At 64.0% G+C, this 25633-nt stretch carries 25 protein-coding genes and 1 tRNA gene; 9 read left to right on the top strand and 17 right to left on the bottom strand.

The window, feature by feature from the left end; all coding sequences use genetic code 11:
• Nucleotides 1–203: 203 nt before the first annotated feature.
• Entirely contained in the window at nt 204–527 is a 324-nt protein-coding gene (locus ACE3OO_RS00760) for an NIPSNAP family protein (RefSeq protein ID WP_374298685.1), read from the top strand.
• A gap of 42 nt (nt 528–569) precedes the next feature.
• The gene (locus ACE3OO_RS00755) at nt 570–2255 is read left to right on the top strand and encodes a thiamine pyrophosphate-binding protein (protein ID WP_374298683.1); all 1686 of its coding nucleotides are present in this window, start codon (nt 570–572) and stop codon (nt 2253–2255) included.
• Nucleotides 2256–2329: 74 nt separating this feature from the next.
• On the opposite strand, the gene ACE3OO_RS00750 is transcribed toward ACE3OO_RS00755, so the two are convergent.
• From ACE3OO_RS00750 to ACE3OO_RS00730, 5 genes are all read right to left on the bottom strand, one after another.
• The gene (locus tag ACE3OO_RS00750) at nt 2330–3556 is read right to left on the bottom strand and encodes a hypothetical protein (RefSeq protein WP_374298681.1); all 1227 of its coding nucleotides are present in this window, start codon (nt 3554–3556) and stop codon (nt 2330–2332) included.
• Between the two features lie 95 nt (nt 3557–3651).
• Nucleotides 3652–4875 carry a hypothetical protein gene (locus tag ACE3OO_RS00745; protein ID WP_374298679.1) on the bottom strand — a complete coding sequence of 408 codons (1224 nt, stop codon included), beginning with the start codon at nt 4873–4875 and terminating at the stop codon, nt 3652–3654.
• Between the two features lie 105 nt (nt 4876–4980).
• On the bottom strand, nt 4981–6948 hold the full coding sequence (locus ACE3OO_RS00740; protein ID WP_374298676.1) for a glycosyltransferase family 2 protein: 1968 nt from the start codon (nt 6946–6948) through the stop codon (nt 4981–4983).
• Nucleotides 6949–6952: 4 nt separating this feature from the next.
• Entirely contained in the window at nt 6953–8200 is a 1248-nt protein-coding gene (locus tag ACE3OO_RS00735; RefSeq protein WP_374298674.1) for an HlyD family efflux transporter periplasmic adaptor subunit, read from the bottom strand.
• A 164-nt stretch (nt 8201–8364) separates the two neighbouring features.
• A complete protein-coding gene (locus ACE3OO_RS00730; protein WP_374298672.1) occupies nt 8365–9585 on the bottom strand; it encodes an HlyD family secretion protein in 1221 nt (406 codons plus the stop codon).
• Nucleotides 9586–9907: 322 nt separating this feature from the next.
• Between ACE3OO_RS00730 and ACE3OO_RS00725 the strand changes: the two genes are divergently transcribed.
• From ACE3OO_RS00725 to ACE3OO_RS00715, 3 genes are read left to right on the top strand one after another with little or no spacing between them, the layout of a single operon-like run.
• Entirely contained in the window at nt 9908–11167 is a 1260-nt protein-coding gene (locus ACE3OO_RS00725) for an MFS transporter (protein WP_374298670.1), read from the top strand.
• A gap of 43 nt (nt 11168–11210) precedes the next feature.
• Nucleotides 11211–12053, top strand: coding sequence for a sterol desaturase family protein (locus tag ACE3OO_RS00720; RefSeq protein WP_374298668.1), 843 nt, complete (start codon nt 11211–11213; stop codon nt 12051–12053).
• Nucleotides 12054–12062: 9 nt separating this feature from the next.
• Entirely contained in the window at nt 12063–13337 is a 1275-nt protein-coding gene (locus ACE3OO_RS00715) for an adenylate/guanylate cyclase domain-containing protein (RefSeq protein WP_374298666.1), read from the top strand.
• Here the strand turns inward: ACE3OO_RS00715 and ACE3OO_RS00710 are convergent.
• The 4 genes from ACE3OO_RS00710 to ACE3OO_RS00695 form a co-directional block, all read right to left on the bottom strand.
• Nucleotides 13316–13798, bottom strand: coding sequence for a PAS domain-containing protein (locus tag ACE3OO_RS00710; protein ID WP_374298664.1), 483 nt, complete (start codon nt 13796–13798; stop codon nt 13316–13318). The genes ACE3OO_RS00715 and ACE3OO_RS00710 overlap by 22 nt on opposite strands.
• Before the next feature lie 133 nt (nt 13799–13931).
• On the bottom strand, nt 13932–14135 hold the full coding sequence (locus ACE3OO_RS00705; RefSeq protein ID WP_374298662.1) for a cold-shock protein: 204 nt from the start codon (nt 14133–14135) through the stop codon (nt 13932–13934).
• 445 nt (nt 14136–14580) lie between these two features.
• Nucleotides 14581–14937: a hypothetical protein gene (locus ACE3OO_RS00700; protein ID WP_374298661.1), complete on the bottom strand. Its 357-nt coding sequence runs from the start codon at nt 14935–14937 to the stop codon at nt 14581–14583.
• Complete coding sequence (locus tag ACE3OO_RS00695; RefSeq protein ID WP_374298659.1) at nt 14912–15208, bottom strand: hypothetical protein; 297 nt, start codon at nt 15206–15208, stop codon at nt 14912–14914. The genes ACE3OO_RS00700 and ACE3OO_RS00695 overlap by 26 nt, the downstream gene beginning before the upstream one ends.
• A gap of 295 nt (nt 15209–15503) precedes the next feature.
• Between ACE3OO_RS00695 and ACE3OO_RS00690 the strand changes: the two genes are divergently transcribed.
• Nucleotides 15504–16358: a sulfite exporter TauE/SafE family protein gene (locus tag ACE3OO_RS00690; protein ID WP_374298658.1), complete on the top strand. Its 855-nt coding sequence runs from the start codon at nt 15504–15506 to the stop codon at nt 16356–16358.
• Nucleotides 16359–16450: 92 nt separating this feature from the next.
• Entirely contained in the window at nt 16451–17917 is a 1467-nt protein-coding gene (locus ACE3OO_RS00685) for a diguanylate cyclase (protein ID WP_374298655.1), read from the top strand.
• Here the strand turns inward: ACE3OO_RS00685 and ACE3OO_RS00680 are convergent.
• The 8 genes from ACE3OO_RS00680 to ACE3OO_RS00645 all read right to left on the bottom strand — a co-directional run bounded on the left by ACE3OO_RS00680 (nt 17907) and on the right by ACE3OO_RS00645 (nt 23411).
• The gene (locus ACE3OO_RS00680; RefSeq protein ID WP_374298653.1) at nt 17907–18701 is read right to left on the bottom strand and encodes a hypothetical protein; all 795 of its coding nucleotides are present in this window, start codon (nt 18699–18701) and stop codon (nt 17907–17909) included. The two genes, ACE3OO_RS00685 and ACE3OO_RS00680, sit on opposite strands and share 11 nt — an antisense overlap.
• A gap of 1 nt (nt 18702) precedes the next feature.
• Nucleotides 18703–19488 (bottom strand): hypothetical protein, encoded by a 786-nt coding sequence (locus ACE3OO_RS00675; RefSeq protein ID WP_374298651.1) that lies wholly within the window; start codon nt 19486–19488, stop codon nt 18703–18705.
• Between the two features lie 95 nt (nt 19489–19583).
• Entirely contained in the window at nt 19584–19841 is a 258-nt protein-coding gene (locus ACE3OO_RS00670) for an alkylphosphonate utilization protein (protein WP_374304643.1), read from the bottom strand.
• A tRNA-Ser gene (locus ACE3OO_RS00665) sits at nt 19834–19923 on the bottom strand. Before ACE3OO_RS00665 ends, ACE3OO_RS00670 begins: the two co-directional genes overlap by 8 nt.
• Before the next feature lie 98 nt (nt 19924–20021).
• Nucleotides 20022–20558 carry a PAS domain-containing protein gene (locus tag ACE3OO_RS00660; RefSeq protein WP_374298648.1) on the bottom strand — a complete coding sequence of 179 codons (537 nt, stop codon included), beginning with the start codon at nt 20556–20558 and terminating at the stop codon, nt 20022–20024.
• A 102-nt stretch (nt 20559–20660) separates the two neighbouring features.
• The gene (locus tag ACE3OO_RS00655; protein WP_374298646.1) at nt 20661–21497 is read right to left on the bottom strand and encodes an MBL fold metallo-hydrolase; all 837 of its coding nucleotides are present in this window, start codon (nt 21495–21497) and stop codon (nt 20661–20663) included.
• Between the two features lie 107 nt (nt 21498–21604).
• On the bottom strand, nt 21605–22096 hold the full coding sequence (locus ACE3OO_RS00650; RefSeq protein ID WP_374298644.1) for a hypothetical protein: 492 nt from the start codon (nt 22094–22096) through the stop codon (nt 21605–21607).
• A gap of 10 nt (nt 22097–22106) precedes the next feature.
• Nucleotides 22107–23411: an MmgE/PrpD family protein gene (locus ACE3OO_RS00645; RefSeq protein WP_374298641.1), complete on the bottom strand. Its 1305-nt coding sequence runs from the start codon at nt 23409–23411 to the stop codon at nt 22107–22109.
• A gap of 100 nt (nt 23412–23511) precedes the next feature.
• Here ACE3OO_RS00645 and ACE3OO_RS00640 point away from each other — a divergent pair, with 100 nt between their 5' ends.
• Nucleotides 23512–24333: a YdcF family protein gene (locus tag ACE3OO_RS00640; protein ID WP_374298638.1), complete on the top strand. Its 822-nt coding sequence runs from the start codon at nt 23512–23514 to the stop codon at nt 24331–24333.
• 68 nt (nt 24334–24401) lie between these two features.
• Nucleotides 24402–25535 (top strand): lytic transglycosylase domain-containing protein, encoded by a 1134-nt coding sequence (locus ACE3OO_RS00635; RefSeq protein WP_374298635.1) that lies wholly within the window; start codon nt 24402–24404, stop codon nt 25533–25535.
• Nucleotides 25536–25633: the final 98 nt, after the last annotated feature.

Here is a 25633-nt window from a genome sequence, read left to right as displayed (position 1 = left end):
TTCTCCGGCTGCTTATGACGGGATTCCGGCCTATCGGCAAGCTGGCGCGGCGGTGCAGCATCAGTTCGACCGCGTTTTCAGCATGACGTCATGCGCGGGAAGTATGATCCCGGGGTTATTCGGTGCCCATGCCGGAGTATGCCTTGCGAGGCCGGGACGGCTTGCCTAGTGTCCTTCCGCACGATCGAGGGGGACCCTGAAACATGCTGCTCGATGTTCGCACCTATACCTGCCGGCCCGGCCGGCTGAAGCCGCAGCTTGAACTTTATGAGCAATACGGCCTCAAGGCGCAGACGCGCCACCTGGGACAGCCTTTCGCCTTCCTGATCACCGAAACCGGACCGATCAACACCTATATCCACATCTGGGCTTACGAGAATGCCGGCGACCGCGAGACGAGACGCGCGGCGATGCAGGCCGATCCCGAATGGCAGGATTACCTGCGCCGCAGCGCCGAGGCCGGCAACCTGGTGGCGCAGGAAAACCGCCTGATGACGCCAGCCTCCTTCGCGCCGATCAAGCGATAACACCAAAGCCTCCCGAACCAACAGACGAAGAGAGTTAGAGTCATGAAACGTACAGGCGGGCATATCCTGGTCGAGCAGCTTCGCATCCAGGGCGTCGACACCATGTTCGGCGTGCCCGGCGAAAGCTTCCTCAACGTGCTCGACGGACTGCATGACCATGCCAATGCCATGCGCTTCGTGATCTGCCGCCAGGAAGGCGGCGCGGCGATGATGGCCGATGCCTATGGCAAGACCACGGGCAAGCCGGGCATCTGCATGGTGACGCGCGGCCCCGGCGCCACCAATGCTTCGGCCGGCGTGCATGTCGCCTATCAGGATTCGACGCCGATGATCCTGTTCATCGGCCAGGTCGGCCGCGACATGATGGAGCGCGAGGCCTTCCAGGAAATCGACTATCGCCGCATGTTCGGCCAGATGGCCAAGTGGGTGGCCGAGATCGACGATGCCCGCCGCATCCCCGAATTCATCAGCCGCGCCTTCAGCGTGGCGATGTCGGGCCGGCGCGGGCCGGTGGTGCTGGCGCTGCCGGAAGACATGCTGACCGAAGAGGTGGAATGCGAGGACGGCAAGCCGGTGATCCCGGCCGAGGCGCATCCCTCCGACGAGCAGATGGCGAAGCTGAAGTCGATGCTGCAGGCGGCGAAAAAGCCGATGCTGATCGTCGGCGGTTCGGGCTGGAGCGAGCGCGTGCGCGAGCAGGTGCAGGCCTGGGCCGGTGCTTCCAACCTGCCGGTCGGCGCGGTGTTCCGTCGCCAGGACTACATCGACAACGACTGGCCGAATTACGTGGGGGATGTCGGCATCGGCATCAATCCCAAGCTGCAGGCGCGCATCAAGGAGGCCGACCTGCTGCTGGTGATGGGCGCCAAGCTGGGCGAGATGGCCACCGGCGGCTACACCATGATCGACATCCCGGTGCCGAAGCAGGCCCTGGTGCATGTGCATGCCGGCGCGGAGGAACTGAACCGCGTCTACACCGCCGATCTGCCGATCCATGCTTCCGCCGCCGCTTTTGCCGCCGCTTTGCAAAAGATCGGTCCGGTGGATGGCCGCGCCTGGGCCGCCGAAACCAAGCAGGCACGTGCCGATTACGAAGCCTGGCAGGCGCCGGTGGTCTCGCCCGGCAATATCCAGATGACCAGCCTCATGCGCTGGCTGACCGATACGCTGCCGGCCGATGCGGTGTTCTGCAACGGCGCCGGCAACTACGCCACCTGGCTCCATCGGTTCCATCGCTATCGCCGACATACCAGCCAGCTGGCACCCACCTCGGGCTCGATGGGGTATGGCGTGCCGGCGGCGATCGCGGCCAAGCTGACCAATCCGCAGCGCACGGTCGTTGCTTTCGCCGGCGACGGCTGCTTCATGATGACCAGCCAGGAATTCGCCACCGCCATACAGTATGGCGTGAACATCATCGTGGTGGTGGTGAATAACGGCATGTACGGCACCATCCGCATGCACCAGGAGCGCGACTATCCCGGCCGCGTCAGCGGCACGCAGCTGGTCAACCCCGATTTCGCCGCCTATGCGCGCGCCTTCGGCGGCCATGGCGAGACGGTGGAGCGCACCGAGGATTTCGCCGCCGCCTTCCAGCGCGCCCAGGCCGCCGGCAAGCCGGCGATCATCGAGGTGAAGCTGGACCCCGAGGCGCTGACGCCGCGCGCGTCGCTGTCTGACATCCGCGCCGCCGGCCTGAAGGCCAAGGCCCATCACAGCGACCGTTAAGCGACGGCCGCATCTCTTCTCTGGACAGGTCTTCTCTGGACAGGCGGGCAAAAGCCCGCCTGTTTTTTTGTGGGCTAGTCCTTGTGCGCCGTGCGGATGGCGGCGGCCGTGTGCAGCGCCGCGCTGCGGCCGAGCAGTTTCTCGACCAGGTCGGGGTTGTCGAGGAAATGCGTCAGCCGCGAACCCTGGAACAGGCGAATGCCGCACAGGATGCCGACGGCGATCTGTTCCTCGGTGTCGCAATGGCCCAGGATGGTCTTCGACAGCAGCGGGCCGTTCAGGGTCTTCAGCCCGGTGGCGAGCTGCTCGATCGGCTGGGCCGAGGCATCCAGCTTCAGGAATTGCGCGGCTTCGATATCCTCGCGGGTCAGGTGCGGCAGGTCCTCGGCGCGCAGGCAACTGAGCGCGAGGCCGATGCCATTCCGCCGCAGCATGGCCGCGACCTCGCGGCCCGCCTGCGGGTCCATGCGCCAGTCCAGCAGGGTCAGCTCGATCACCAGATCGCTGAGCTGCGCCGCCGAAAGCTCGCCGATCAGACGGTGGAAGTCGCTGCCGGCCACATTCGCCGGCGTCAGGCCGATGAAGCGGCGCACCCGGCGGGCATCGGCGAGCGGGATTTCCTTCACCAGAAACGCCAGCAGGCGCTTGTCGGCCAGATCGGTGCTGCGGCCCAGCATCCAGGCATCGTCGTGCAGGTCCTGCCCGGTGATCTTCTCGACCGCGCTCATCGAGACCCAGAGTTCCTCGGCGAAGTCGCCCGGCGGCTGGTCTTTCTGCAGGTCCCAGATCGTCTGGCTGCGCATCTGCAGCGTCAGGTCGGCCTGGCCGATGCTGCGCTCGATCCCGATCAGGTGATCGAGCGCGACGATATCCGGCGGGGCGGGATCGACGGTCTGGATGCTGCGATGCACCGGTGGCGCCGGCGCCTGTTCCATCAGGCGGCTGGCAAAGGCGATGAATTCGCTGACTTCGGTGTCGAGATGAAAGCGGTGCAGGCCGATCGTGCCATGGCGCTGTTGCAGCAGGAAATGGTTCAGTTCGGAGAGGCGGTTCAGAACCGTGGTCTCCTCGGCATGGGGCAGGATCACCACGATCACGTTGCGCGCCAGCGGATGGGCATGCAGGGCGTGGTCGAGGCAGCGTTCTTCCACGAAACTGACGAAGGCGCGAAACAGCACGCGGTTGCGGATGCCGGGAATGCCCGAGAAATCGACCAGCAGGGCGCAGCATTGCGATTTGCGGTTGCTGATCTCGTGCGCGAGCTTGATCAGCCCCTGTATCTTGATGGCCTCGGCCTGCATGCATCCCCCGGTTGGCCGGGATTATGGCGGCAAGGCGGAAAAGCCGGCAAGAGGGCTTTTGCTTAATTCGGCTTCAGAATCGGGGCGATGCCGGTTCAGTTTTCCGGCAACTGGCCGGTTTTCACCGCCTGCGGCGTGGCTTCGGCCGCCGCGCGCCCGAGCAGGCTTTCGATCTCGGCCGGATTGTCGAGGAAGCTGGCCAGATGGCTGCCCTGGAACAGCGCGATGCCGTGCTGGAGGCCGATGCGGAGCTGCGCCGTGCTTTCGCAATGACACAGCACGATCTTGGCCGCGATCTCCGGCGCGACACCGGCTAGCGCCTTGTCGAGCGCCGCTTCGTCCTGTGCCACCGCATCGAGTTTCAGGTAGTCGGCGGCGGCCAGCTCTTCCGGGGTCAGCGTGGCGATATCCTGGGCGCGGATGCCATCCAGCGCAAGGGCGATGCCCAGACGCTGCAACTGATCGAGGATGCGGCCGGCCACGTCGGCCGAGCGGCGCCAGTCGAGCAGGGCGGTTTCGATGGTGAGACGCCGCAGCTGCTCGGCCGGCAGGTTGGCGACCAGCTTGCGGAAATTGCCGCCGACGATGCTGGAGGGATTGAGGTTGAGGAACAGGCGCAGCGGCGTGACCGGCGGGTCCTTGCTCAGGTGACTCAGCATGCGCTGGTCGAGCAGTTCGGTGCTGCGGCCAAACAGCCAGGCATCGGAATGGATGAGCTGGCCGGTGATCTGCTCGATGGCGGCGATCGAGACCCAGAATTCCTCGGCGAAGGCGGCGGGCGGCCGTTCCTGTTCGAGTTGCCAGACGGTCTGCGAGCGGATCTGCAGCGTCAGATCGGCCTGGCCGATGCTGCGGTGGATATCGATCATGCGGTCGAGGCTGGCGATATCGGGCGCGGCGGGATCGGTGATCGGCACCGAGCGGTCGGGCGCCGGCGCGGGTGCCTGTTCCATCAGCCGCGTGCAATAGGCCACAAAGCGGTCGGGGCTGGCTTCCAGGTCATAATGCACCAGCTGGATCCGGCCGTGACGCTGGCTGAGCAGGAAGTCGTTCAGGTCCTCGATGCGGCGGGCGATCTGCGGGCAGTCGTTGGTCGGCGCCACCAGCACCACCACATTCATCGCCAATGGATGCACCCGCGTCGCCCGTTCCAGCGCATGTTCTTCAACGAACCGCACGAAGGCGCGGAACAGCACCCGGTTGCGGATCGCCGGCACGCCGGACAGGTCGATAATCAACGCGGAATAGCCGGCCTTGTGCTGGCTGATCTCGCGCGCCAGTTTCAGCAGGGCCTTGGCTTTGATGGCTTCGGGTAGCATGGCTTTCTCGTTCGTACGCCCGGTCCCGGGCAAAAGCGGCGGACCGATTGGAAGGGAAGTGGATCAAATTCCGCCCGGATTTTCGCCTATTTTTCCGGTAATATCCTACCGCATCCCGAAAACCCACCGGAATATGCCGCTGAAGGCGCTGCCAATCTCGGTCCGCAGCGCGACGCTGTCATAGTCCCCGGTATACAGCTTGACGATGATCGCGGCGCGTGGCGCGCCGGCGCCAAAGCGCAGATTGACATTGCCGCCACCGGCATTGGTGACATGGGCGGTGACCGGGCCAATCCCGGTGATCTCGATGATCACGTCGGCATCGCGCAGTTGGGTTGCCAGCGCCGGAGCAATTTCGACCCGGGCGCCGGAAACCGACATGTCGAGCAGCCGGGCCGGCTCGCGGCTGCCGCGCCAGAGCAGGTGGGCTGGTTCGTTGAGGTCGAAGCGCTCCTCGCGGCGCCGGCGCGGCCGTTCCACCGCCAGCAGCATCACCAGGGCGAGGATCAGCAGGTTCCAGCAGCTCCAGAAGGTGTACAGGGTCGGGTCGCCGCCATCGGGCTGCAATCCGTCCACCAGCGCGGTGCGATAGGACAGCAGGGCGATGGTGGTCAGCACGAACAGGGCGCCGGCTTCCAGCATGACCGTCCAGTTGATCTGCACCCGGTCGGACAGCATGCCCTTGGCGGTGACGCGAAAGGGCTGTGCCTTGCGGAACAGCAGCGCTTTCCACACCGCCGGCGCCACGCGCGAGGCGCAGACGAACTCGGTCAGGTCGGTGAGCAGCGGCATGATGCGGCCGCCGGAGATCCAGACGAACAGCGTGGTGGAGGCGATGAAGGCGGGCAGGAAATGATAGGCATACTCGGCGGCCTCGGCGCGCAGGATGGCGATACCGCCGATCCAGTAGAGCAGCGGCGCGAACAGGCCGAACAGGCAGAAGGTGGGCAGGCTGAGCCAGTAATTCGCGGTCTCCAGGAACAGCAGGCGATGAATGAAATCGAGGTTGTTGCGTCCGAACGGCCCGCAATGGACGAACAGCGACTGGATGGCACCAATGCCCCAGCGGCTGCGCTGCTTGATGTATTCGCCGATGGTCTCCGGCGCCAGGCCGCTGGACAGCTTCTCGTTCAGATAGCGGGTGACGTAGCCGGCGTCGATCAGCTTGAAGCTGAGCAGGATGTCCTCGGTGATGGTTTCCGTCGGATAGCCGCCGATCTCCTCCACGGCGGCGCGGCGCGCCACGAAGGAGGTGCCGCAGCAATAGGACACATCCCAGCCATCCTTGGCCGGCTGCAGCGTGTCGAAGAAGAAGCGCTGCTCGTCGACCCAGGATTCCGACAGCATGAAATTGTGCTGCAGCATGTTGGGGTTGAAGAAGAATTGCGGGGTCTGCACCAGGGCGACGCGCGGATCGCGGAAAAAGCCGACCACGCGGCGCAGGAAATTGCGGCGGGGGACGAAGTCGGCATCCAGCACCATAATTAGGGGAGCATTGGTCTCCTGCTTCGACACATGGAGGCCGTTATTCATGTTGCCAGCTTTGGCGCCTTCGTTGCCCGGCCGTGTCAGGTAACGCAGCCCGAGCTGGGCGCATTTGTCGCGCAGCCAGTCGCGGCGCGTATCATCGAGCACCCAGACAGTGAAATGGGGATAATCGAGGGCGCTGGCGCCGAGGATCGTGCGCTCCAGCACCTCCCAGGGTTCATTATAGGTCGGGATGAAGACGTCGACGGCAGGCAGGTTGCCGTCGCGGCGGCTTTCATGCTCGTATTCATCGGCGGCGGGGCTGTTATCGCGATGGCGCCAGAAGGTCAGCAGGCACATATAGGTGCTGAAGGCCAGCATCAGCTCGAGTACCATGAACAGCAGGCCGAAGGCGAAATCGGCCGGCTGGTCCATCGGCGGCAGGGTTTCGCTGATGCGCCACCAGAAATAGCGCAGGCTGAGCACGAAGGTCGCCAGGATCAGGCCGCGGCGCACCAGCATGTTGGTTGGCCGGATCAGGGGCAGCAGCAGGACGGCACCAAGCAGCAGGGCGACGCCGGGCAGGGTGGCCAGCAGATCATTCATCGCTTCAACGGTCGAACAGGGTCGTCGCGCGGCGGGTCAGGCGATCCAGCATGGTGTCGCTGTGGCGCAGCCGGCCGATGCGGCCGATCGGACAGGCCATGCCTTCGTCGTTGTCGGAAAAATCGACGGAGAAGATCCAGCTCAGCTGTCCCGCAGCCAGTGGCATGGAGACGGCGAATTCGCGGTTGCCGGCATCCTGCTCGCCACGCACCCCGACCAGACGGGCCGGATAGGTGGTCATCCTGTCATTCTGCTCGAATTCCACCTGGGTGGCATCGCCGATCGACAGCGTTTCGTCGCTGCGCCGGTCGCGCGGGACTTCGAAGAATATGTGGCTGCAATCGGCGATCTGCAGCAGCGGGGCGCTGGTGCCGATCATGGCGCCATCGCTTTCCAGTCGTCGCCACAATATGCCATCCACGGTGGCGGTGATGGTCGCTTCATCGACTACCGTGCGGCGGCGCTGCTCGGTTTCGATCTGCTGCAGCGTCTGAAGCCGTTCGACTTCCAGCTCGGCGCGCCGGCTTTGCAGGGTCAAGCGCTGCAATTCGATATCGTCGCGGCGCTGCTGCGAATACGGAGCGTTGTTGTATGAATCGCTCAGATAGATGCCGCGACCCGCCGCCTCGCGTTCGAAAGTCAGACGCTGCAGGGTATTGCGCAGCGTCGCCAGCTCAGCCTGGCCGATCTCGGCTTCGGCTCGCCGGCGATCGAGTTCGGCGCGGCTGGCATAGTCGGCGCTGGCCAGGGGTTGCACCCGCCTAAGCTCGGCTTCCAGCAGGCGCAGGTTTGCCTCAGCGCCCCTGATGCGGGATTCCGTTTCGGCGATCTGGGCCGAGAGGTTGTTGTTCACGGCGCGGTGGAAATCCTGGCTGTCTTCGTGCAGGCGCTGCATGATCGGCTCAAGAGCGGCGATCTGCCGGTCGAGCACGGCGGTCCGTTCGGCAAGGCTGGCGCTGATCGCCTGCAAATCCGCCAGCCGCACATCGTGACCGGGCGGGTCACGCAGCACAGCCAGGGTCTGGCCGTACCTCACCATCTCGCCCGTCCGCACGCCACTGAACTCGATCTGGCCTTCAATGGGCGCGCGCATCGTGACCAGTTCGGCGTTGACACGGCCAAGGGGATATTGGGCGTAGAACACGCCGGGCAGCAGGGCATAGCCAAACACCGCCAGCAGGAAGAGGCCGAGCGCAATGCGCAGCAGACGCCCCAAGTTGGTTTTGGTTGCTGTTATCGTCGACAGATACATGTCGGAGCCGGCATGAGAGGAAACATGACATCCCACTCGCTCTGCGATTTCTGCAATCTGGAAAATAACACTTGAGGTCGGCTATGGGGAGTATAAATGATCGCGGGTCTGAAATTGCACCTGATTGGTAAACGACCATAGCGACTTGAAACAATCGCAATGGCCTAGCGCCGCGCAATGCGGTCGATCAGGCTGTCGCCGTGGCGCAGCCGGCCCGTACGGCCGATCGGGCAGGTTTCGGCAGTGCCGGTGAAATCCACGGCGAAGATCCAGCGAAGCTGGTCATTGCCGGTACCGCCCGCCAGCGCGAATTCGCGGCGGTCGGCATCCTGATCGCTGCGCAGGCCAACCAGGCGCGCCGGATGCTGGGTCATCTGGCCGTTCTGTTCGAATTCCACCGTCACGCGGTCGCCCAGCGAGAGGGTCTCATCATTGCGGCGGTCGCGCGGCACCTCGAAGAAAATCCGCGCGCAGTCGGCCACCTGCAACAGCGGTGCGCTGATGCCAATGGTGCTTTCGTTGCTCTCCAGTTGCCGCCACAGGAGGCCGTCGACCGGCGCATGGATGGCGGCTTCGCCCATCTGTTCGCGGCGGCGGCGCTCGGCCTCGACCTGACGCTGCAACTGGCCCTGCTCGGCGACCAGTTCGGCAAGGCGGGTCTGAAGCGTCAGGCGCTGCAATTCCACTTCGTCGCGCCGTTGCTGGGAATAGGGAGCGTTGTTGTAGGAGTCGCTGAGATAAACGCCCTGTTCGGCAGCGGCGCGTTCCTGGCGCAGGCGCGCCATGGTCTGGCGCTGGGCCGCCAGTTCGGCATGGGCGACATCGGCCTCGGCACGGCGGCGATCCAGTTCGGCGCCGCTGGCATAGTTCTTGGCGGCCAGCGGTGCGACCCGTTTGAGTTGGGCGTCGAGCAGGCGGACATTGGCTTCGGCCTGACGAACGCGCGCCTCGGCTTCACCGATCTGGGCTGACAGGTTGTTGATCACCGCCATACGGAAAACCTGGCTGTCCTTGCCGAGCCGCTGCACGAAAGGCTCCAGCTCGGCGATCTGCTGCCGCAGACCGGCAATCCGTTCGTTCAGGCCATCATGCTGGGCTTCCAGATTGGCAAGCCGCACATCGCGGCCGGGCGGATCGCGCAGGGTGGCCAGCACCTGGCCGCGCTGGATGCGGTCGCCGACCCGGATGTCGCCGAAACTGATCTGGCCATCAATCGGCGCGCGCAAAGTGACCAATTCGGCATTCACGCGGCCTAGCGGATACTGACTGAACACCACACCCGGCAGCAGCGCGTAGCCGAACAGGCCCAGCAGGAAGACCCCGAGCGCGATCCTGAGCATACGGCCAAGGGTGCGTTGCTGGGGTTTGAGCGGAAGCATGTACATTGCGTGTTTGTAATCCGGAGGCTGGTTGAACCTTGTTTATCCGGATACTTGCAAATCATCGCATTAAAATACCGTAAGTAGTTTTTGGCCGGTTTGAAGAAATGGTTATTAATTCATTTATTCCTTCAACTTAGGTCGCTACACTTCTTCAATCGGAGAGGAGCGATGCCGGAGCGCGAATGCCAAAAAACAACCTCCCGCTGTGTTTGAACTTTTTGCCTCAGCCTGGCCGCATTCCTGTGGCGGATTGAGCGCAGCGAGAAAAAATCATGTAACGCTTTGTGCCGGTTGGTGCCGGCCAGCAGATCGAAGTGGAAGCAGAATGGTGTCGTCGCTTGCGCCCGTTGGCGCGCTCCTGCTCAGCGTTGCGTTGCTGCTCACCGGCAATGGCCTGCAAGGCACCCTTCTGCCGGTGCGCGCCAACCTGGAAAGCTTCGGGGCGATTTCCATCGGCGTGCTCGGTTCGGCCTATTACATCGGCTTTGTCGGCGGCTGCCTGCTGACACCGCGCTTTATCCGTCGCGTCGGCCATATCCGCCTGTTCACGGCGATGGTGTCGGCGGCTTCGGTGATCCCGCTGGTGCACGCGATCCTGGTGGTGCCGGCGCCCTGGTGGCTGCTGCGCGGCCTGACCGGCTTCTGCATGGCCGGCCTGTACCTGATTATCGAAAGCTGGCTGAACGAGCGGGCGACGCGGGAAAACCGCGGCCTGATCTTCACCACCTATACCACGGTGAATTTCTCCGTGATCACCCTGGGCCAGATGCTGATGCTGGCCGACGATCCGCTGCGGTTTCACCTGTTCAGCCTGGCCTCGATCCTGGTCTCGCTGGCGGCCGTGCCGGTGGCGATGACGCGTTCGCCGGCCCCGGCGCCGATCTCCTCGACCCGGCTGTCGTTGCGCAAGCTGTATGACGTCTCGCCCGTGGGCGTGGCCGGCGTGCTCACCGTCGGTCTGGCCAACGGTGCCTTCTGGGCATTGGGGCCGGCCTTCGCGGCGCAGACCGGCCTGGGCGTATCGCAGGTGGCCTGGTTCATGAGCGCCACGGTGATCGGCGGCGCGCTGTCGCAATGGCCATTCGGCCGCCTGTCGGATCGCATGGACCGCCGCCATACCATCCTGATCGCCTGTGCCTGTGCTGCCGGGGCCGGACTGCTGATCGTGTTCGGCTATGCCGTATGGCCGGCCATGCTGCCGATCGCCGCCTTCCTGTTCGGGGTTTTCTCGTTCCCGCTCTATGCGCTCAGTGCCGCGCATACCAACGACATGGCCAAGGACGTCGATTTCGTCGCCATTGCCGGCGGTTTGCTGCTGATCAACGGTGCCGGCTCGGTGATCGGGCCGCTGATCGCGGGCATCGCCATGGAGCGGATCGGCCCGCTTGGCCTGTTCGGCTTCACGGCGGTGACGCATGTCGCCATGGCCCTGTTCGCGCTGTATCGCACGCGACAGCGGGCAGCACCCGCCCAGGCGGAAAAGACGGATTTCGTGCCGATGCCATCCACCGCCCCGGTGCGGGCCGATCTGGATCCGCGCGCCGAGGAGGGGAGCGGGAACGTAGATGGCCGCGAGGCGGCATGACCGGACCATTCGTCGCGCCGGCGATCCGGTCTAGATTGCGCCCATGGGCGATCTGATTCTTGCGCATGAACCGGCCATCCGGCTGGCGGTTTATCTGGGCATTCTCGGCCTGCTGATGGGGGCGGAAATGCTGGCACCGCGGCGTGCGCTGGGGCAAGGGCGATTGCGCCGCTGGCCGGCCAATCTGGGGGTTGCCGTTCTCAATACGCTGCTGCTGCGACTGGTGGCGCCGGGCGCGGCGGTGGGGGTCGCGATCTGGGCCTCGGCGCACGGGATCGGCCTGTTCAACATGGTTGCCGCGCCGGGCTGGCTGGCGGTTGCGCTGTGTGTGCTGGCCTTCGACCTGCTGATCTATGGCCAGCATGTGGCTTTCCACAGAATCGCGCCGCTGTGGCGGCTGCATCGCATGCACCATGCCGACCTGGACATCGACGTTACCACCGGGGCGCGGTTCCACCCGGCGGAAATCCTGCTGTCGCTGGGCATCAAGCTGATTGCCGTTCTGGCGCTTGGCGCGCCGGCCGTCAGCGTGCTGCTGTTCGAGGTGTTGCTGAACGCGACCTCGATGTTCAACCATGCCAACCTTGCCCTGCCGGGCCGGGTGGATCGCGTGCTGCGGCGACTGCTGGTAACGCCGGACATGCACCGGGTGCATCATTCCTGGCACCGCGACGAGACCGACAGCAATTTCGGGTTCAGCCTGTCGTGGTGGGACCGTGTGTTCGGCACCTATCGCGACCAGCCGCGGGACGGCCATCAGGGCATGACAATCGGCCTGGCGGACTTTCGCGATCCCGCCGACCTGAGGCTGGACCGCATGCTGCTGCAGCCGTTGCGCGCCGAAAATGTGCCATCGTCACAGGAAAGCGGCGGCAAGGTCGTGTAGGGTGGTGCCATGATGATTCCCAATACCGATGCCATGCCGCCCAGCGATATCCCCGTGGCGATGTGGCTGGTCAAGGCCGGGCTGGACGATGTTTCGCCCGACATGCTGGTCGCCGATTTCTGCAGCCATGTACTGGAGGCCGGCATTCCGCTGGAACGTGTGTTCGTCGGCATCGCGACGCTGCATCCCCTGGTTCGGGCCCGTGGCTATACATGGGTCGAGAAGGGCGGGCTGGTCGGCAACGATGCCATGCCCCATCGTGATCCGACCGATGAGCCCGAAGCCTGGCGCGCCAGCCCGCTGCGCCACATGTTGGCGAATACCGTGCCCGAAATGCGCCAGCGCCTGAGCGGGCCTGCCGCGCATTATGATTTTCCTGTTTTCGCCGAATTCGCCGAGCAGGGCCTGACCGACTGGTTCGCCCAGGCGCATAATTTCGGCTGGACCTTCGACCAGGGCCTGTTCGTCACCGACCGCTTCGCCGGCATCGGCATGATCGCTTCCTTCACCACCATCCGGCCCGGCGGATTCAGCGACGATCATGTGACCCGCCTGCGCCGGCTGGTGCCGCTGCTGGCCCTGGCGATGAAGGCATCGATGCTGACCCGGCTGAGCCGCGACGTGACGGCGGCCTATCTCGGCGGCGATGCCGCCAACCGTGTGCTCAGCGGTGCGATCCGGCGCGGCATGGCGCAGAAGATCGACGCCGCAATCCTGTATGCCGATCTGCGCGGCTTCACGGCGCTGGCTGACCGGCTGGCGATCGAGCCGCTGACCGAAACCCTGAATGCGTATTTCGATTGTCTGGGGCCGGCCATCGAACGGCATGGCGGGCAGGTGCTGAAATTCCTCGGCGATGGCCTGCTGGCCAGTTTCCAGTTGCAGGCGGGGCAGGATGCCGGGCCGGTCTGCCGTGCGGTATTGGCGGCCGCTGACGAAGCGCAGGAGGCCGTCGCCGCGCTGAATGCGGCGCGCGATCAGGCAGGCCAGCCGGTGCTGGCGCTGGATATCGCGCTGCATCGCGGCGAGGTGATGTATGGCAATGTCGGCACCGGGACGCGGCTGGATTTCACGCTGATCGGGCCGGCGGTGAACGAGGCGGCGCGGCTGGAGAACCTCTGTGCCTCGCTGGATCGCAGCCTTGTGGTTTCGGCGTCCTTCGCGAAGGCGGCCGGCGCGGGGCAGGGGCTGGTGTCTCTGGGTTTCCATCCCCTGCGCGGATTGCCGGAACCGCAGGAGGTGTTCGGGCGCGACCGGGTTTCTCAGCCTGTCGGCACGACGTAGCCGATCACCTGGTTCACGACATTTCCGCCGTCGGTGGCGATGGGCAGAAACAGGCCATCAAAGCCCTGATACGCACGATTGGCGTGGCGGAACGTCCCGAACACACGGGCCGGCCGTTTATGCTCGGCCACCCAGCCGAAGCAATATTTCATCTCGGCAAGGGATATCGGGTCGTAAATGTCTTCGAAATAACGGCCGGTGGCATCGCGGCCGCTGCGTTCGGCCAGATCGGTGCCGATCAGGCGGTAGCGGTAACGCACCCGGGTGTGATCGTCGCGTTCGATATCGGCGATCACCAGATTGCCGAGATAGCGGCGCAGTGAGATCGGGTCAAAAGCGGTGCGGTCCGGCAGGCCATTGACGCTGCGGTTGGCCTGCCAATAGGTCAACAGGTCCTGCGCGGTCGGCAGCAGGTGACCAAGATCCGGATCGAGGACAAGGCCGATATTGGGACCTGTCATTCTGACCATCCCCTCCCTAGACAAAACAACTATAAGCGGCGTGCGGGCAGCGGGAAATCAAAAAGAAACGAGAGTAGACAAACAAAAACGGCGCCACAGGGGCGCCGTTCCGAGTGTTCCTGTCGCGCAGCGATCAGAGTGGCTTGAGATTGACCGCCGAGGTTTTGCCCTTCTGGGTCGCCAGTTCGTATTCCAGCTTCTGTCCCTCGTTCAGGGTCGACAGGCCGGCACGCTCCACCGCGGAGATGTGCACGAATACGTCGGCGCCACCGGCATCCGGCTGAATGAAGCCATAGCCTTTGGTGTTGTTGAACCACTTCACAGTACCATTCGCCATAGGAAACTCCTGATCGGCATAGTCAAGCAACGGCATGCCGCCGGCATGCCGCGCAATGCGGGTTGGCAGAGCGGAAGGAGGCCGGCTGAAAGGGCATGCGGCGTGGATTGTCCGCAGAGGACCCGGTCAGCATGATCGCCTGCCGCTCTGGGCAAACATCATTGCCCAGTCATAGAAAGGACAGGAGTCCGCCCTGTCAATCCCGGCATCTGGCCTGCAACGAGGCAGCGCCAGATGCCGAAATAAGGCAAGAATGTGAATTCTCGATAACCTGCGCATCGCGGGCTTGAATGCCGGACCAAAGCGCCTATCTTACTCACAGGTCGTCAAGACCACGATGATCGCCGCCCGTAACGCGGGATGCAGTGACCCGCCGGCGCATCATCGAGCATTCCCCGATATCCCCTACAATGTGTGATGTCGCAGCCTTTCGGCATCCCGGCGTTTATTTGACGCTGGCGATCCGGAAGGTGTGGTAGTCTCCGTCCGGCTCGGTGATCGTGACGTATTCGCCGGTCCGGAACAGATGGCGGTCCAGCTTGTAGATCGCCTCATCATCCGCATCGCCCGGTTCGTAGGAAAATGCCCAGCCCTGACGGGTATGGATCAGCTCGCCGTTGCGGTCGCCTTCACCGGCCCAGAAGCGCCGCACGCGGCATTCCGCCCGCTGCGTGCGCCAGGCGTCGGCGTCCAGATGGCCGGCCGCATCCAGCGGGGCCTTCAGATCATAGCCATGCGCGGCACTCCCCTCGGGGAAATCGGGGTTGCGGGCCAGCTCAAGGCGAATGGTCTTCAGAGTCATGGACGGCCTTTCCTTTCGGCGGATAACGTTTAACGAACTCAGACAGTATCAGTTTCAGCGCCAGGGCATGGGCAGTATCGCCGCGTGCCCTGGCGGCGGCGATATCGTCGAGGATGATCCGGCGGATCCGCATGCCGCCATCGGGGGCGGCGAGCAGGTAGTTGCCGAATTCGGCCGCGACGATCTGGGGGATATGCTCATGTTCGGCGATGGCCTCGATTTCCGCCTGCGTGAGCCGGCAAAAGGCCAGGCAATCCTCATAGCTCAGCATGGGCACCTCCCACCCTCCATCGGGAGGGCATGAACACCCTACCGCGATGGGCATGGCGCGCATTGATTCATCGCAAGCGCGGTTTTGATGATTTTTTGCGCTGACGCCATTTGCAGCATGCCCTGAAAACAGCCTGCCATTGATAATTGTATGCAAATTTTAGGGGTCAGGCTTCCACTGAGGGTTGCCCCTGGCCGGCACAACGCCGACAATCCGGGCGTTGCCGGAGGCGAATCCGCGCCGGTGCCATCCATTGTCTCCGTTCCTTGTCTTTGTCCCGACCGGCGAGTTTCCCATGATTTTCGGCATCCCGTTTTCCGAACTGGCCTGGCTGGCCGTGGCTTTGCTGGCGGCCGGGGCCGTCACCGGCATCCTGGCCGGGGTGTTCGGCGTTGGCGGTGGTGCCGTGGTGGTGCCGGTGCTCTACGAGCTGTTCGTGATCATCGGCATTCCAGAAGAGGTGCGCATGCCTCTTTGCGTCGGCACCTCGCTGGCGGTGATCATTCCCACCTCGATCCGCTCCTTCAATGCCCATCGGCGCAAGGGCGCCGTCGACATGTCGATCGTGAAGATCTGGGCCTTGCCGGTAATCATCGGCGTGGTGCTGGGCAGTTATGTGGCCCGCTTCGCGCCGGCCGATGTGTTCAAGGGCGTGTTCGTGGTGGTGGCGGGGATTTCCGCCTTCCGCCTGCTGTTCGGCCGGGAGTCGTGGAAGATCAGCGACACCATGCCCGGCAACTCCGTCATGCGCGCCTATGGCGTGCTGATCGGCGTGCTGTCGTCGCTGATGGGCATCGGCGGCGGCCAGCTCTCCAACCTGTTCATGACTTTCTACGGCCGGCCGATCCACCAGGCGGTGGCGACCTCGTCGGGCCTGGGTGTGCTGATCTCGATCCCCGGCGCCCTCGGCTACATCTATGCCGGCTGGCCGAAAGCGGCGGACTTCCCCGATGTCGTCGCCCTGCAGCCGCCGCTGGCGCTCGGCTATGTCTCGGTGATCGGCTTCATCCTGTTCGTGCCGACCAGCATCTGGACCGCCCCGATCGGTGCCCGCCTGGCCCATGCCCTGCCCAAGCGGAAACTGGAGGTTCTGTTCGGTCTGTTCCTCTCAGTTGTTTGCGCCCGCTTCGTTTTCAGCTTTTTCTTCTGACCCAAATCAAAAACACGCCCCTGTCTCTGTACTAAACACTCGTTGCGCGGGTAATTTCGCCCGGCATATGCGTTGATTGCGGCAGAGGGCCTATGAATTACGGCGGCATGGACCGGCAGCGGCTGGTGGTAATAGTCAGTGTCCTGCTGATCGGCGGTTTCCTGGCGACCTCCCTGGCCAGTTATTTCGTCTCGCGGCAATCCCTGCGCCATGCGGTGATCGACACCGAATTGCCGCTGACCTCCGACAACATCTATTCCGAAATCCAGAAGGATCTGATCCAGCCGATCCTGATCTCGTCGGTGATGGCCACCGATACCTTCCTGCGCAACTGGGTGCTGGACGGCGAGGGCGATGAAACCCGCATCATCCAGTATCTGCACGACATCAAGCAGCGTTATGGCGCCTTCACCAGTTTCTTCGTCTCCGAACGCACGCGGCGCTACTACCATGCCGACAGCGTGCTGAAATCCGTGCTGGAAACCGAGCCGCGCGACGAATGGTATTTCCGCGTGCGGCAGATGACGGCGCCCTACGAGATCAATGTCGATCCCGATCTGGCGAACCAGGACGCGATGACGATCTTCATCAATTACCGGGTGCTGGATTACCAGGGCAATTTCATCGGCGCCACCGGCATCGGCCTGACGGTCAACGCCGTGCGCGGCCTGATCAACGATTACCAGCGCCGTTTCGGCCGCACCGTCTATTTCGCCGACCAGACTGGCCGCATCGTGCTGATCGGCGAAGGCGAGGCGGTGCCGGAAGACAGGGTTGCCGATCGTGGCGATCTCGGCCGGCTGATGCCGCAATGGTCGCGCACCGAAACCCGCAGCCTGGAATACGACTATCTCGGCCACACCCGGTTTCTCAATGTGCGCTTCATTCCCGAACTGGGCTGGTATCTGCTGGTCGAGAAGGATGCCGATGGCGACCTGGCCGAAATCCGCAACGCGCTGTACGTCAATCTCGCGATCTGCCTGCTGGTCACCGTGCTGGTGCTGCTGGCCCTGTGGGTGACGCTCACGCGGTTCCAGAAACGCCTGGATGCGACGGCGGCGGCCGACAAGCTGACCGGGCTGGCGACGCGGCATGCCTTCGATATCCTGCTGCAGCAGGCCGTGCGCGACGCCGGACGGCTGGCGCAGCCGGTGGCCGCGATCATGATCGATGTCGACTGGTTCAAGACGGTCAATGACAGCTTCGGCCATCTGGCCGGCGACCGTGTGCTGTGCGGCGTGGCGAACGCGATCCGCGCCAGCCTGCGCGCCTCCGACATCATCTGCCGCTGGGGCGGCGATGAATTCCAGGTGGCCTTGCGCAACTGCGATCTGGTCAATGCCGAGCGCGTGGCCGAGACGATCCGCCAGACCGTGGAGAATGCCGGCTTCAGTTTCGAGGGGCGCGCCATTCCGGCGACGGTCAGCGTGGGCGTGGCCGTGCTGCGGCCGGACGAGGACATGCAGGGCCTGATCGCCCGCGCCGACGCGGCGCTGTATCAGGCCAAGCAGGCCGGGCGAAACCGCGTGCGGTCGGAGGAGATGAATCTTACTGTATGAAATTGCCGATCTGACTCTTGGTCAGCTTCTGAACTGTATTGTAGTCGAGCTTGCCGTTTACCGGGAGTTGATTGCCGGCCTGGAAGGTCATGATGCGATCGGCCATATCCTGGCTCATCACGAATTTATATTTTTGGGTGTCATATATAACCGGCGTTTCGATCTTGAGTAGATCACCTGCCAGCTTATATGCCTGAAACGACCATAGCCCGCTGCCTTTTTCCGGTTGCTTGGAGGTGCGGGCAACGATTTCGCGGTCCAGCAGCATTTTGATGGCAGGCTCGTTTGCCTGCTCCGCCAGCTTGCTCTGTTCGCGCATGATCTCAATCGAAAGATGGGCCAGACGGAAGGCAAGGTCGTTCGCAATGATCAGCGCGGCGCCTGTGTCGCCGTTTTTCATTGCTTCTTCGAAGTTGCGCCCCAGTTTCTCCACCGTTTTCCACGCCGACAGCTTTTCCTTCATCGGATTCCTGGCTTCGTCGCATTCAATGTCCTTCGGCAGGTATCGGCCTGCAACGGCCTGCAGCCGCAGGCGATATCCGGGGGGACACTGACTGGCAGGAGACCACTCCCGAAATCCATCGGAATTGGTTACGCCGAGACGCACAGGGGTGTCGCCTTGCTTGGGCGATATCAGATAGACATCTGCCTGCATGGGGCGCTGCTGGTCGTCGTAAATCTCGATCCGGCTGATCTCGATAGCTTGGGCAGGTGCGGATTGGCAGATGCAAGCCAGGGTCGCCCCGACAGCAAGTAAACGCAGACCGAATGCAGCGCGCATCATGTTATTTCCTCCTTAATACACAGAAGGTCAGGACACCCATCCCGATCAGACCGGCCAGCAGCAGCCACATTTCACACTCGACGAACACGGTTTCGATGGATGGTTTCACCAGGTTAATGGCCTTGTCGGAGTTGATTAAGGTTACAACTATCGGGGTGAGTTCGCTGATCCTCGCGGAAACCGTTGCTTTCGCGCCTGGGTGAAGCTGGCTGAAGGCCACAGTGAAGGCGTTGTTGGCTTCGACCACCTGTGGCGTCATAGCAGGAGATTCTGTGATCGGCGTCGCCCCTTCAAGTCTGGATTTCGTTTCGGCATTCGCCGGTTCGATGTTGAAAACCAGATTTTCGAAGAGCGTGTCGGACAGGTTATGGATTCTGAAAGTGACGGTAAGGCATGGCGACGGATGGCAACTGTTGTCCCTGCCTTCTTCCAGGCTGTATTTGACGGTCGGCGCGCTGGTGATCCGGTCCACCGTATGGCTGATCCACCATGCGATTGCGGCCATGAGTAATGTAAGAATGAATGGCGGTGACGCCGCGCGAAGAGCAGCTTTGATGTTTTGCGCAGATTCCGCCATGCCCATCCCCCATCCGTCGGGGCCAGCTCTTGGCGCTATTCTAGCGGTTCCGGCCGGGAAGCGAGGAGCTTTTTGGATGCGCGGCGCGGCGAATACTTGTGTATGGCGGACGCGGCGATCCGACCATAATGGTTCCAAAACCGTCAGGTTCTCAAAAGCGGCAGAAACCCTGAGGACCCAGCGGGCTGACCTCTCGGCGGCCGAGGACATGCAGGGCCTGATCGCCCGTGCCGACGCGGCGCTGTATCAGGCCAAGCAGGCCGGGCGGAACTGCGTGCGCGCCGGAGAGTAGCTGGAGAGTAGGCTCAGGCCTTTTTCACGAAACAGGTCTTGAGCACCAGGCCCTTCACCTTGTCGGTGCGGCCTTCGATCTCTTCCTCGTCGGCGGTGAGGCGGATGTTCTTGATCACGGTGCCGCGCTTGAGCGTGGTATTGGCGCCCTTCACCTTCAGGTCCTTGGTGAGCACGACGCTGTCGCCATCGGCCAGCAGGTTGCCGTTGCTGTCTTTCACGTCCACGATTGTCTCCTGGGTGGCGGGCAAAAGCCGGCCAGCTTGGCGGATGGGGTGAGATTCGAACTCACGGTACCGTTCCCGGTACGGCGGTTTTCAAGACCGCTGCCTTAAACCACTCGGCCACCCATCCTTGTGCGGGTGCGGCGGTGATACGGCGCGGCGGGCGGGTCCGTCAACCCGTACCCCGCCCCTCCGGCCGGCCCAGGTCGGCCTAGGTCAGGCGGTGCGTCAGGCCGACAGGGCGCGCATGCTGGCCGGGTCGGCGACCTTGAAGAAGCTGTCGACCGTCTCGCCGTCGCGGCTGAGCGGCAGAATCAGCCTGACATACGACCAGACGCGGTCGTTGATGGTGATGTAGCTGCGCCGGGCCAGCGAGGGCTGGCGCCTGGCGGCCACCGTCAGGGCGGCGGTCACCACGGCATCGGCATCGTCGGCATGGAAGAAATCGTCGGTGGTCAGGCCCTTCATCTCGCGGCCATGCTTGGCGCAGACCTCGGTGCCGGCCAGACGGATGCGCAGGCAGGCGCGTTGGCCGGCCTGTTCCAGGTCGAGCAGCATCACGTAGGGCAGCAGGTCGCGCGGCAGGGTGAGCGGATCGAGCCGGGCCGGCAGGCGTCCGGCGGCGTCAAACTCGGCTTGCCACAGCGCCGTGGCCTGCCGCAACAGCGGATAGGTCACCAGATCCGAAATCGGCAAATCCCGGTGTTCCCCGGTTTTCAGCCAGGCGCGGTTCGTGGAAGAGGACAGGGGGCTATACGCGGTCATGAATGATATCCGGCTAACGGGGGCATAACCGATTATACGCAGCCCGCGGGCCACCGGATCATGAGGCCGGACTTAATGAGCACCACGTTTAATGGGCCAAGTTTAATGAGGACCAGGCAGCACCACCACGGTCTGCTTTTTCGGCAGGGCGGCGCGCGAAACCACCAGGCTGGGGCCTTCGTTCAACCGGATCTCGTGGCTGTCGCGCAGGCGGACCAGAAAACGCTCCAGCGTGCTGTCGCTGAAATAATGCATCGGGATCAGCAGCGGCGCGCCGATCTGTGCGATCACCTCCTGCATGTCGAAGATGTTGAGGGTGAAGCCGCCATCCACCGGCACCATCAGCACATCGATCTTGCCCAGGTCGGCCAGATGGCCCGGCGTCAGCTTGTGATGCAGGTGGCCCAGATGGGCAATGCAGAGCTGAGACACATCGAAAATGAAGATCGAATTGCCGTCGTATTCCGTGCCGCTGCCATAGTTGCGCAGATTGGTGGGCACGTTGCGCACCCGCATGTCCCTGTATTGCACATTGTGACGGGCCGGTTTGCCCTGATGCGTCCAGCCGCGCAGCACATGCACGATGCCGGGTTCCGGGCTGTCGGTGAAATGCGTGGTATGGGCATAGTTCATCGTCACGATGTCGGGCCGCACCGGCGGGCGGATGTAATCGTTGTAGTCGGTGGCAGCCGAAACGCCCTGCGGGCTTTCGATCAGGAAAGTGGCGTGACCGATAAAGGTGATGCGGGCCGTGTTGACCTCGGCGGTGGCCGGCCGATAGCTGGCCGGCATGACCTGGGCCGGCATGATCTGGGTGGGGGGACGGCTGGCGACGGCGCCGAGGCAGGCCGCCAGCAGCGGTGCGGGCAGCAGGGTGAGGCCCGGGGCAAGAAGCGCGACACACAAAACCACCAGACGCGAAACCGGACCATGCCGCATGGCAGTCACCTCGGGATCAGAACGGTGTGCTGCCCTGGATTATAGGCCGGAACGTCCGGCTGCCCAGCAGGGAATGGCGGGACGGGATGCGAATGGCCGCCGCTGTTTCAGCGGCGGCAAAGCGGCAGTTCGTTGGCCAGCAGGTTGGTCTGCAGCCTGGCGTAATATTCGAAGCCCTTCCATTTGTCCTTTTTGATGCGCTCGATCACATCATAGGTGGCCTTGCAGACGGCTTCGTTCACCTGCACGGCCTTCATGGTCGCCACGATGGAATCGGTTTCCCACTGGGCGGCCTGGCTGCGGTTCGGATAGATGCGGGCAATGGCCTGGCGGCGCAGATCGACGGCGGCGCGCAGGCGGTCGGCATTCTCCTGGTCAAAAGCGTACCAGTCATCCAGCGAGCCCTGGCCGGCCGGATCGATCTGCACGCAGCGGCGCAGGATCTCGCGCAATTGTACGCCGGTGCGCACCTCCGCCTCGGCCTGGGCTTCCTTCGGCGTGAAGCAGGGGCCGGGCCCGCGATTGCCCTGGTTCGGCGCCTGCGCCCAGGAGGCCGGTGCGGCAAGCAGGATCAGCAAGGTAACGAGACGACGGTACATGACGGGACGCTTATAGCACGGATTGCGGCAGCTCCGGTATCGGCGCGTCTTCGGCCATGGCGAAAACGGCATCGATGAAACGCTGCGGCTGGGCGATGCCGCCATATTCCAGCAGCATCGCGGCCTTGGCCCGCATGGCGGATTCATCCAGCGGGTTTTCCGGATCGCCATAGGCATGTTCGCGCTCGGCGCTGATGGTGGCGCCGTCGCCCAGCCAGGCGGTGACGCGCGCCCCCCAGGCATCGGGATAGCGGGTGCTGAAGGGTTTGGCGGCCTCGATGCTGACCGTGGCGGCCGTGGCGGCCAGCCGTGCCCGCGCCGGTGCGTCGAAACTGGCGAAGTCGACCCTGCCGTCCGTCAACGCTGCCGCGGCGGTGTGCTGCAGGGAAAATTTCGCTTCGTATTCGCTGTTCGATACCACGCGGTCGCAGACATCCAGCGCCGCCTGGTAGGTGACGACATGAATGCGTTCGATCGGGCGGTTGCCGATCCTGGCCGCGATCTCCAGGCCGGCATCGATGGTGGGATGCGTGTGGCGGCAACTGGGCCAGGGTTTGATCGAGGTGAGCGTGAGCTGCCACGGCGCGTCCGCGTCGGCCAGCAGCCGCTCGGGTCTCGGATCGGCGCAGGTGGCCTTGAAGAAGCCTTTCTCGCCTTCCAGAATCTGCGGCGGACCCGAGAAACCGCGCGATGCCAGATCGGCGGCCAGCAGGCCGGCTTCGGCGGCGCGGCCGGCATGCAGGTGCTTGCTCATCGCGCCGGTGGCGAGGAACTGCCACAGGCCGGAAGATTGCGTGCCGGCATTGCCCAGCGCATCGGTCATCGCCGCATGATCGAGACCAAGCAGGTCGCCGGCGGCATAGGCCGAACCGAAGGGACCGCAGGTGGCGGTGTTGTGCCAGATTTTGTAATGCGCCGGGCCGACCGCCATGCCGACACGGCAGCAGGCATCGAAGCCACGCAGCACGGCGGCGAGGAAAGCACGGCCGCGAATGCCGCGCCGCCGCGCCAGCGCCCAAGCCGCCGGCACCACCACGCAGCCCGGATGCACAACGGAGGCGCGATGCAGGTCGTCGACTTCCAGGATGTGCGTCAGGCCGCCGAGCAGCAGCGCCTCGCGTCCCGTGGTCAGCGGCTCGGCGGCGGCCCAGTCGAGCAGGATCGCGCCGGGTCTGGTCCTGCGGCCGGCCAATGCATTGGCCATGGCATCGAGCGTGAACAGCGCGGCGGCGCGTTCGTCCTGCGGCGTGATTGGCCGTGCGGCGATCAGGGCGGCCAGCCGGCCGGTAAGCGATAGCGAGGCGAGGGCGGTCATGCTGTGGCCTGAACTGCGAGGTGGTTAACGGAAATTTACCATCCGTGCCGGCAATGTCACTGTTTACGCATCGCCAGCCGAATCGGCCTGCCGGAAAGTCATGTCAGCCACGTTGAATACCATCCTGTGGGGATTTCTGAATCCCGGCAATCTGCTCTTCGCCCTGCTGGCGCTGGCGTTGCTGTTGTCGTGGTGGCGTCGCGGTCGTCGCTTCGGCATCGGCCTTGGCCTCGCGATGCTGGGCGTGTTTGTGCTGCTGGGCATGTTTCCGCCGCGCGATTGGCTGGTTTCGCCCCTGGAGCGGTATTTCCCGGTTCCCACGCTGCCCGAGCGCATCGCCGGCATCGTGGTGCTGGGTGGCGCGGAAGAACCCGGTGTCTTTGCGACCCATGGCTGGCCGGAGGTGAATGGTGATGCCGACCGGCTGATCGCCTTCGCCGCCCTGGCGCGCCGCTATCCGGATGCCCGGCTGGTTTTCACCGGCGGGGCAGCGGTTGCCGCCGAAGGCCGCAGCCGTAACGAGGCGGATGTGGCCGCCGCGGTCTTTGCCCTGCTGGGACTGGAGCCGTCCCGTGTCGAATACGACGCCAAGGCCGGCAATACGATCGAGAATGCCCGGTTTGCCAGGGAGATCGCCCGGCCGGTGCCGGGTGAAACCTGGCTGCTGGTGACGTCGGCGCGGCATATGCCGCGGGCAGTCAACTGCTTCAATGCGGTCGGCTGGCCGGTCTTGCCCTATCCGGTCGATTACGTCTCCGGGGCGTCGCGGGGCTTCGCGTTCCAGCCATTGCGGGCTGTCTCGAGCCTCACGCCGCTCAGCAAGGAATGGATCGGCCTGCTGGTCTATTGGCTGACCGGACAGACGCAGGATTTCCTGCCGCCGCGGCCAGCAGAGGACAAGACGCGAAATATCACAGGTTAGGTCTTGGCCCCGCGCGCGGCGCGGGGTAACACCCCTGAGTGAGAATGATGTGTGGATTCGGAGGCGGGATGATGCGGCGGATGCGGTATGGCGCGGTGGTGCTCGGTCTGGTGGTCGCTGCCTGCGGCATGCGGCAGTCCGGCCAGCCGGCGGATGCGGCCGTGCCGCAGGCCGCTCCGGGCGTCCCCACGCAGAATGTCGCCGCGACCGCGCCGGGCGCGCCTGCGGGCCAGCCGAGCGAACCGATCGCCTTCAATCGCGCCGAGTTCGACGCGTTTCTGGCTGAGGTGCGCAGTGAAGCGCTGCAAAAAGGCATCAAGTCGGATGTGGTGAATACCGCGCTGGCCGATGTTCAGCCGGTGATGCGCATCATTGAGCGCGACCGCAACCAGGCTGAGTTCAAGCTCAATTTCGCCACCTATCGCGACCGCGTGATCACGCCGGCCAACGTGTCGCGCGGGCAGAAGCTGCGCGATGAGCAGCAGGCCCTGCTGCGCCAGGTGGCCCAGCGTTACGGCGTGCAGCCGCGTTTCGTGCTGGCGATCTGGGGGATTGAGACCCGCTATGGTGCGGTGAAGGCCGATGTGCCGCTGTTCCACTCGCTGGCGACACTGGCCTTTGATCGCCGCCGGTCGAGCTATTTCCGCAACGAATTGTTTTCCGCGCTGACCATGCTGGATCGCGGCTATATCGATTTCGCCACCATGAAAGGCTCATGGGCCGGCGCCATGGGCCAGCCGCAATTCATGCCCAGCAGCTATCTGGCTTATGCCGAAGATTTCGACGGCGATGGCAAGCGCGATATCTGGAACAACCGCGCCGACGTGTTTGCCTCCATCGCCAACTACCTAGCCAAGGCGGGCTGGAACACGGCGCAGACCTGGGGCCGCGAGGTGAAGGTGCCTCCGGCGCTGCAGGCCCGGCTGGGGGAACTGGCCCGGGAGGGCAAGTCGGGCTGCCGCGCCATCGACCAGATGACCAGGGACCTGCCGATTGCCGAATGGGAAAAGCTGGGATTGCGCCGTACCGATGGGGGCGAGCTGCCCAAGGCCCAGATTTCCGGCGCCCTGGTGCAGCCGGACGGGGCCGGGGGGGCATCCTTCCTGGTCTATGGCAATTACCGTTCGGTGCTGCGCTATAACTGCGCCCATCACTATGCTTTGACCGTCAGTTTGCTTGCCGACCGGCTGGGCGACGGTTAATATGCACCACATATAGACCATGCACCGTCGTCGGCACGCCATCCCTTGCTTGATCCTGGGGGGTCGGGGGGAGTCCCGAACCGCCTGGCCGACGCGTG

Origin of the sequence: Ferrovibrio sp. (assembly GCF_041906005.1) — a bacterium.
Lineage (GTDB): Bacteria > Pseudomonadota > Alphaproteobacteria > Ferrovibrionales > Ferrovibrionaceae > Ferrovibrio.
Note: the sequence above shows the minus strand (reverse complement) of the source record. Positions and strands in the feature narration are given on the sequence as shown.

Bases quoted from the DNA above. Each gene is read 5' to 3' on its own strand.
- ACE3OO_RS00760 (WP_374298685.1), top strand. From the start codon at position 204: ATGCTGCTCGATGTTCGCACCTATACCTGCCGGCCCGGCCGGCTGAAG.
- ACE3OO_RS00755 (WP_374298683.1), top strand. From the start codon at position 570: ATGAAACGTACAGGCGGGCATATCCTGGTCGAGCAGCTTCGCATCCAG.
- ACE3OO_RS00750 (WP_374298681.1), bottom strand. From the start codon at position 3,556: ATGCAGGCCGAGGCCATCAAGATACAGGGGCTGATCAAGCTCGCGCAC.
- ACE3OO_RS00745 (WP_374298679.1), bottom strand. From the start codon at position 4,875: ATGCTACCCGAAGCCATCAAAGCCAAGGCCCTGCTGAAACTGGCGCGC.
- ACE3OO_RS00740 (WP_374298676.1), bottom strand. From the start codon at position 6,948: ATGAATGATCTGCTGGCCACCCTGCCCGGCGTCGCCCTGCTGCTTGGT.
- ACE3OO_RS00735 (WP_374298674.1), bottom strand. From the start codon at position 8,200: ATGTATCTGTCGACGATAACAGCAACCAAAACCAACTTGGGGCGTCTG.
- ACE3OO_RS00730 (WP_374298672.1), bottom strand. From the start codon at position 9,585: ATGTACATGCTTCCGCTCAAACCCCAGCAACGCACCCTTGGCCGTATG.
- ACE3OO_RS00725 (WP_374298670.1), top strand. From the start codon at position 9,908: ATGGTGTCGTCGCTTGCGCCCGTTGGCGCGCTCCTGCTCAGCGTTGCG.
- ACE3OO_RS00720 (WP_374298668.1), top strand. From the start codon at position 11,211: ATGGGCGATCTGATTCTTGCGCATGAACCGGCCATCCGGCTGGCGGTT.
- ACE3OO_RS00715 (WP_374298666.1), top strand. From the start codon at position 12,063: ATGATGATTCCCAATACCGATGCCATGCCGCCCAGCGATATCCCCGTG.
- ACE3OO_RS00710 (WP_374298664.1), bottom strand. From the start codon at position 13,798: ATGACAGGTCCCAATATCGGCCTTGTCCTCGATCCGGATCTTGGTCAC.
- ACE3OO_RS00705 (WP_374298662.1), bottom strand. From the start codon at position 14,135: ATGGCGAATGGTACTGTGAAGTGGTTCAACAACACCAAAGGCTATGGC.
- ACE3OO_RS00700 (WP_374298661.1), bottom strand. From the start codon at position 14,937: ATGACTCTGAAGACCATTCGCCTTGAGCTGGCCCGCAACCCCGATTTC.
- ACE3OO_RS00695 (WP_374298659.1), bottom strand. From the start codon at position 15,208: ATGCTGAGCTATGAGGATTGCCTGGCCTTTTGCCGGCTCACGCAGGCG.
- ACE3OO_RS00690 (WP_374298658.1), top strand. From the start codon at position 15,504: ATGATTTTCGGCATCCCGTTTTCCGAACTGGCCTGGCTGGCCGTGGCT.
- ACE3OO_RS00685 (WP_374298655.1), top strand. From the start codon at position 16,451: ATGAATTACGGCGGCATGGACCGGCAGCGGCTGGTGGTAATAGTCAGT.
- ACE3OO_RS00680 (WP_374298653.1), bottom strand. From the start codon at position 18,701: ATGATGCGCGCTGCATTCGGTCTGCGTTTACTTGCTGTCGGGGCGACC.
- ACE3OO_RS00675 (WP_374298651.1), bottom strand. From the start codon at position 19,488: ATGTCCTCGGCCGCCGAGAGGTCAGCCCGCTGGGTCCTCAGGGTTTCT.
- ACE3OO_RS00660 (WP_374298648.1), bottom strand. From the start codon at position 20,558: ATGACCGCGTATAGCCCCCTGTCCTCTTCCACGAACCGCGCCTGGCTG.
- ACE3OO_RS00655 (WP_374298646.1), bottom strand. From the start codon at position 21,497: ATGCGGCATGGTCCGGTTTCGCGTCTGGTGGTTTTGTGTGTCGCGCTT.
- ACE3OO_RS00650 (WP_374298644.1), bottom strand. From the start codon at position 22,096: ATGTACCGTCGTCTCGTTACCTTGCTGATCCTGCTTGCCGCACCGGCC.
- ACE3OO_RS00645 (WP_374298641.1), bottom strand. From the start codon at position 23,411: ATGACCGCCCTCGCCTCGCTATCGCTTACCGGCCGGCTGGCCGCCCTG.
- ACE3OO_RS00640 (WP_374298638.1), top strand. From the start codon at position 23,512: ATGTCAGCCACGTTGAATACCATCCTGTGGGGATTTCTGAATCCCGGC.
- ACE3OO_RS00635 (WP_374298635.1), top strand. From the start codon at position 24,402: ATGATGCGGCGGATGCGGTATGGCGCGGTGGTGCTCGGTCTGGTGGTC.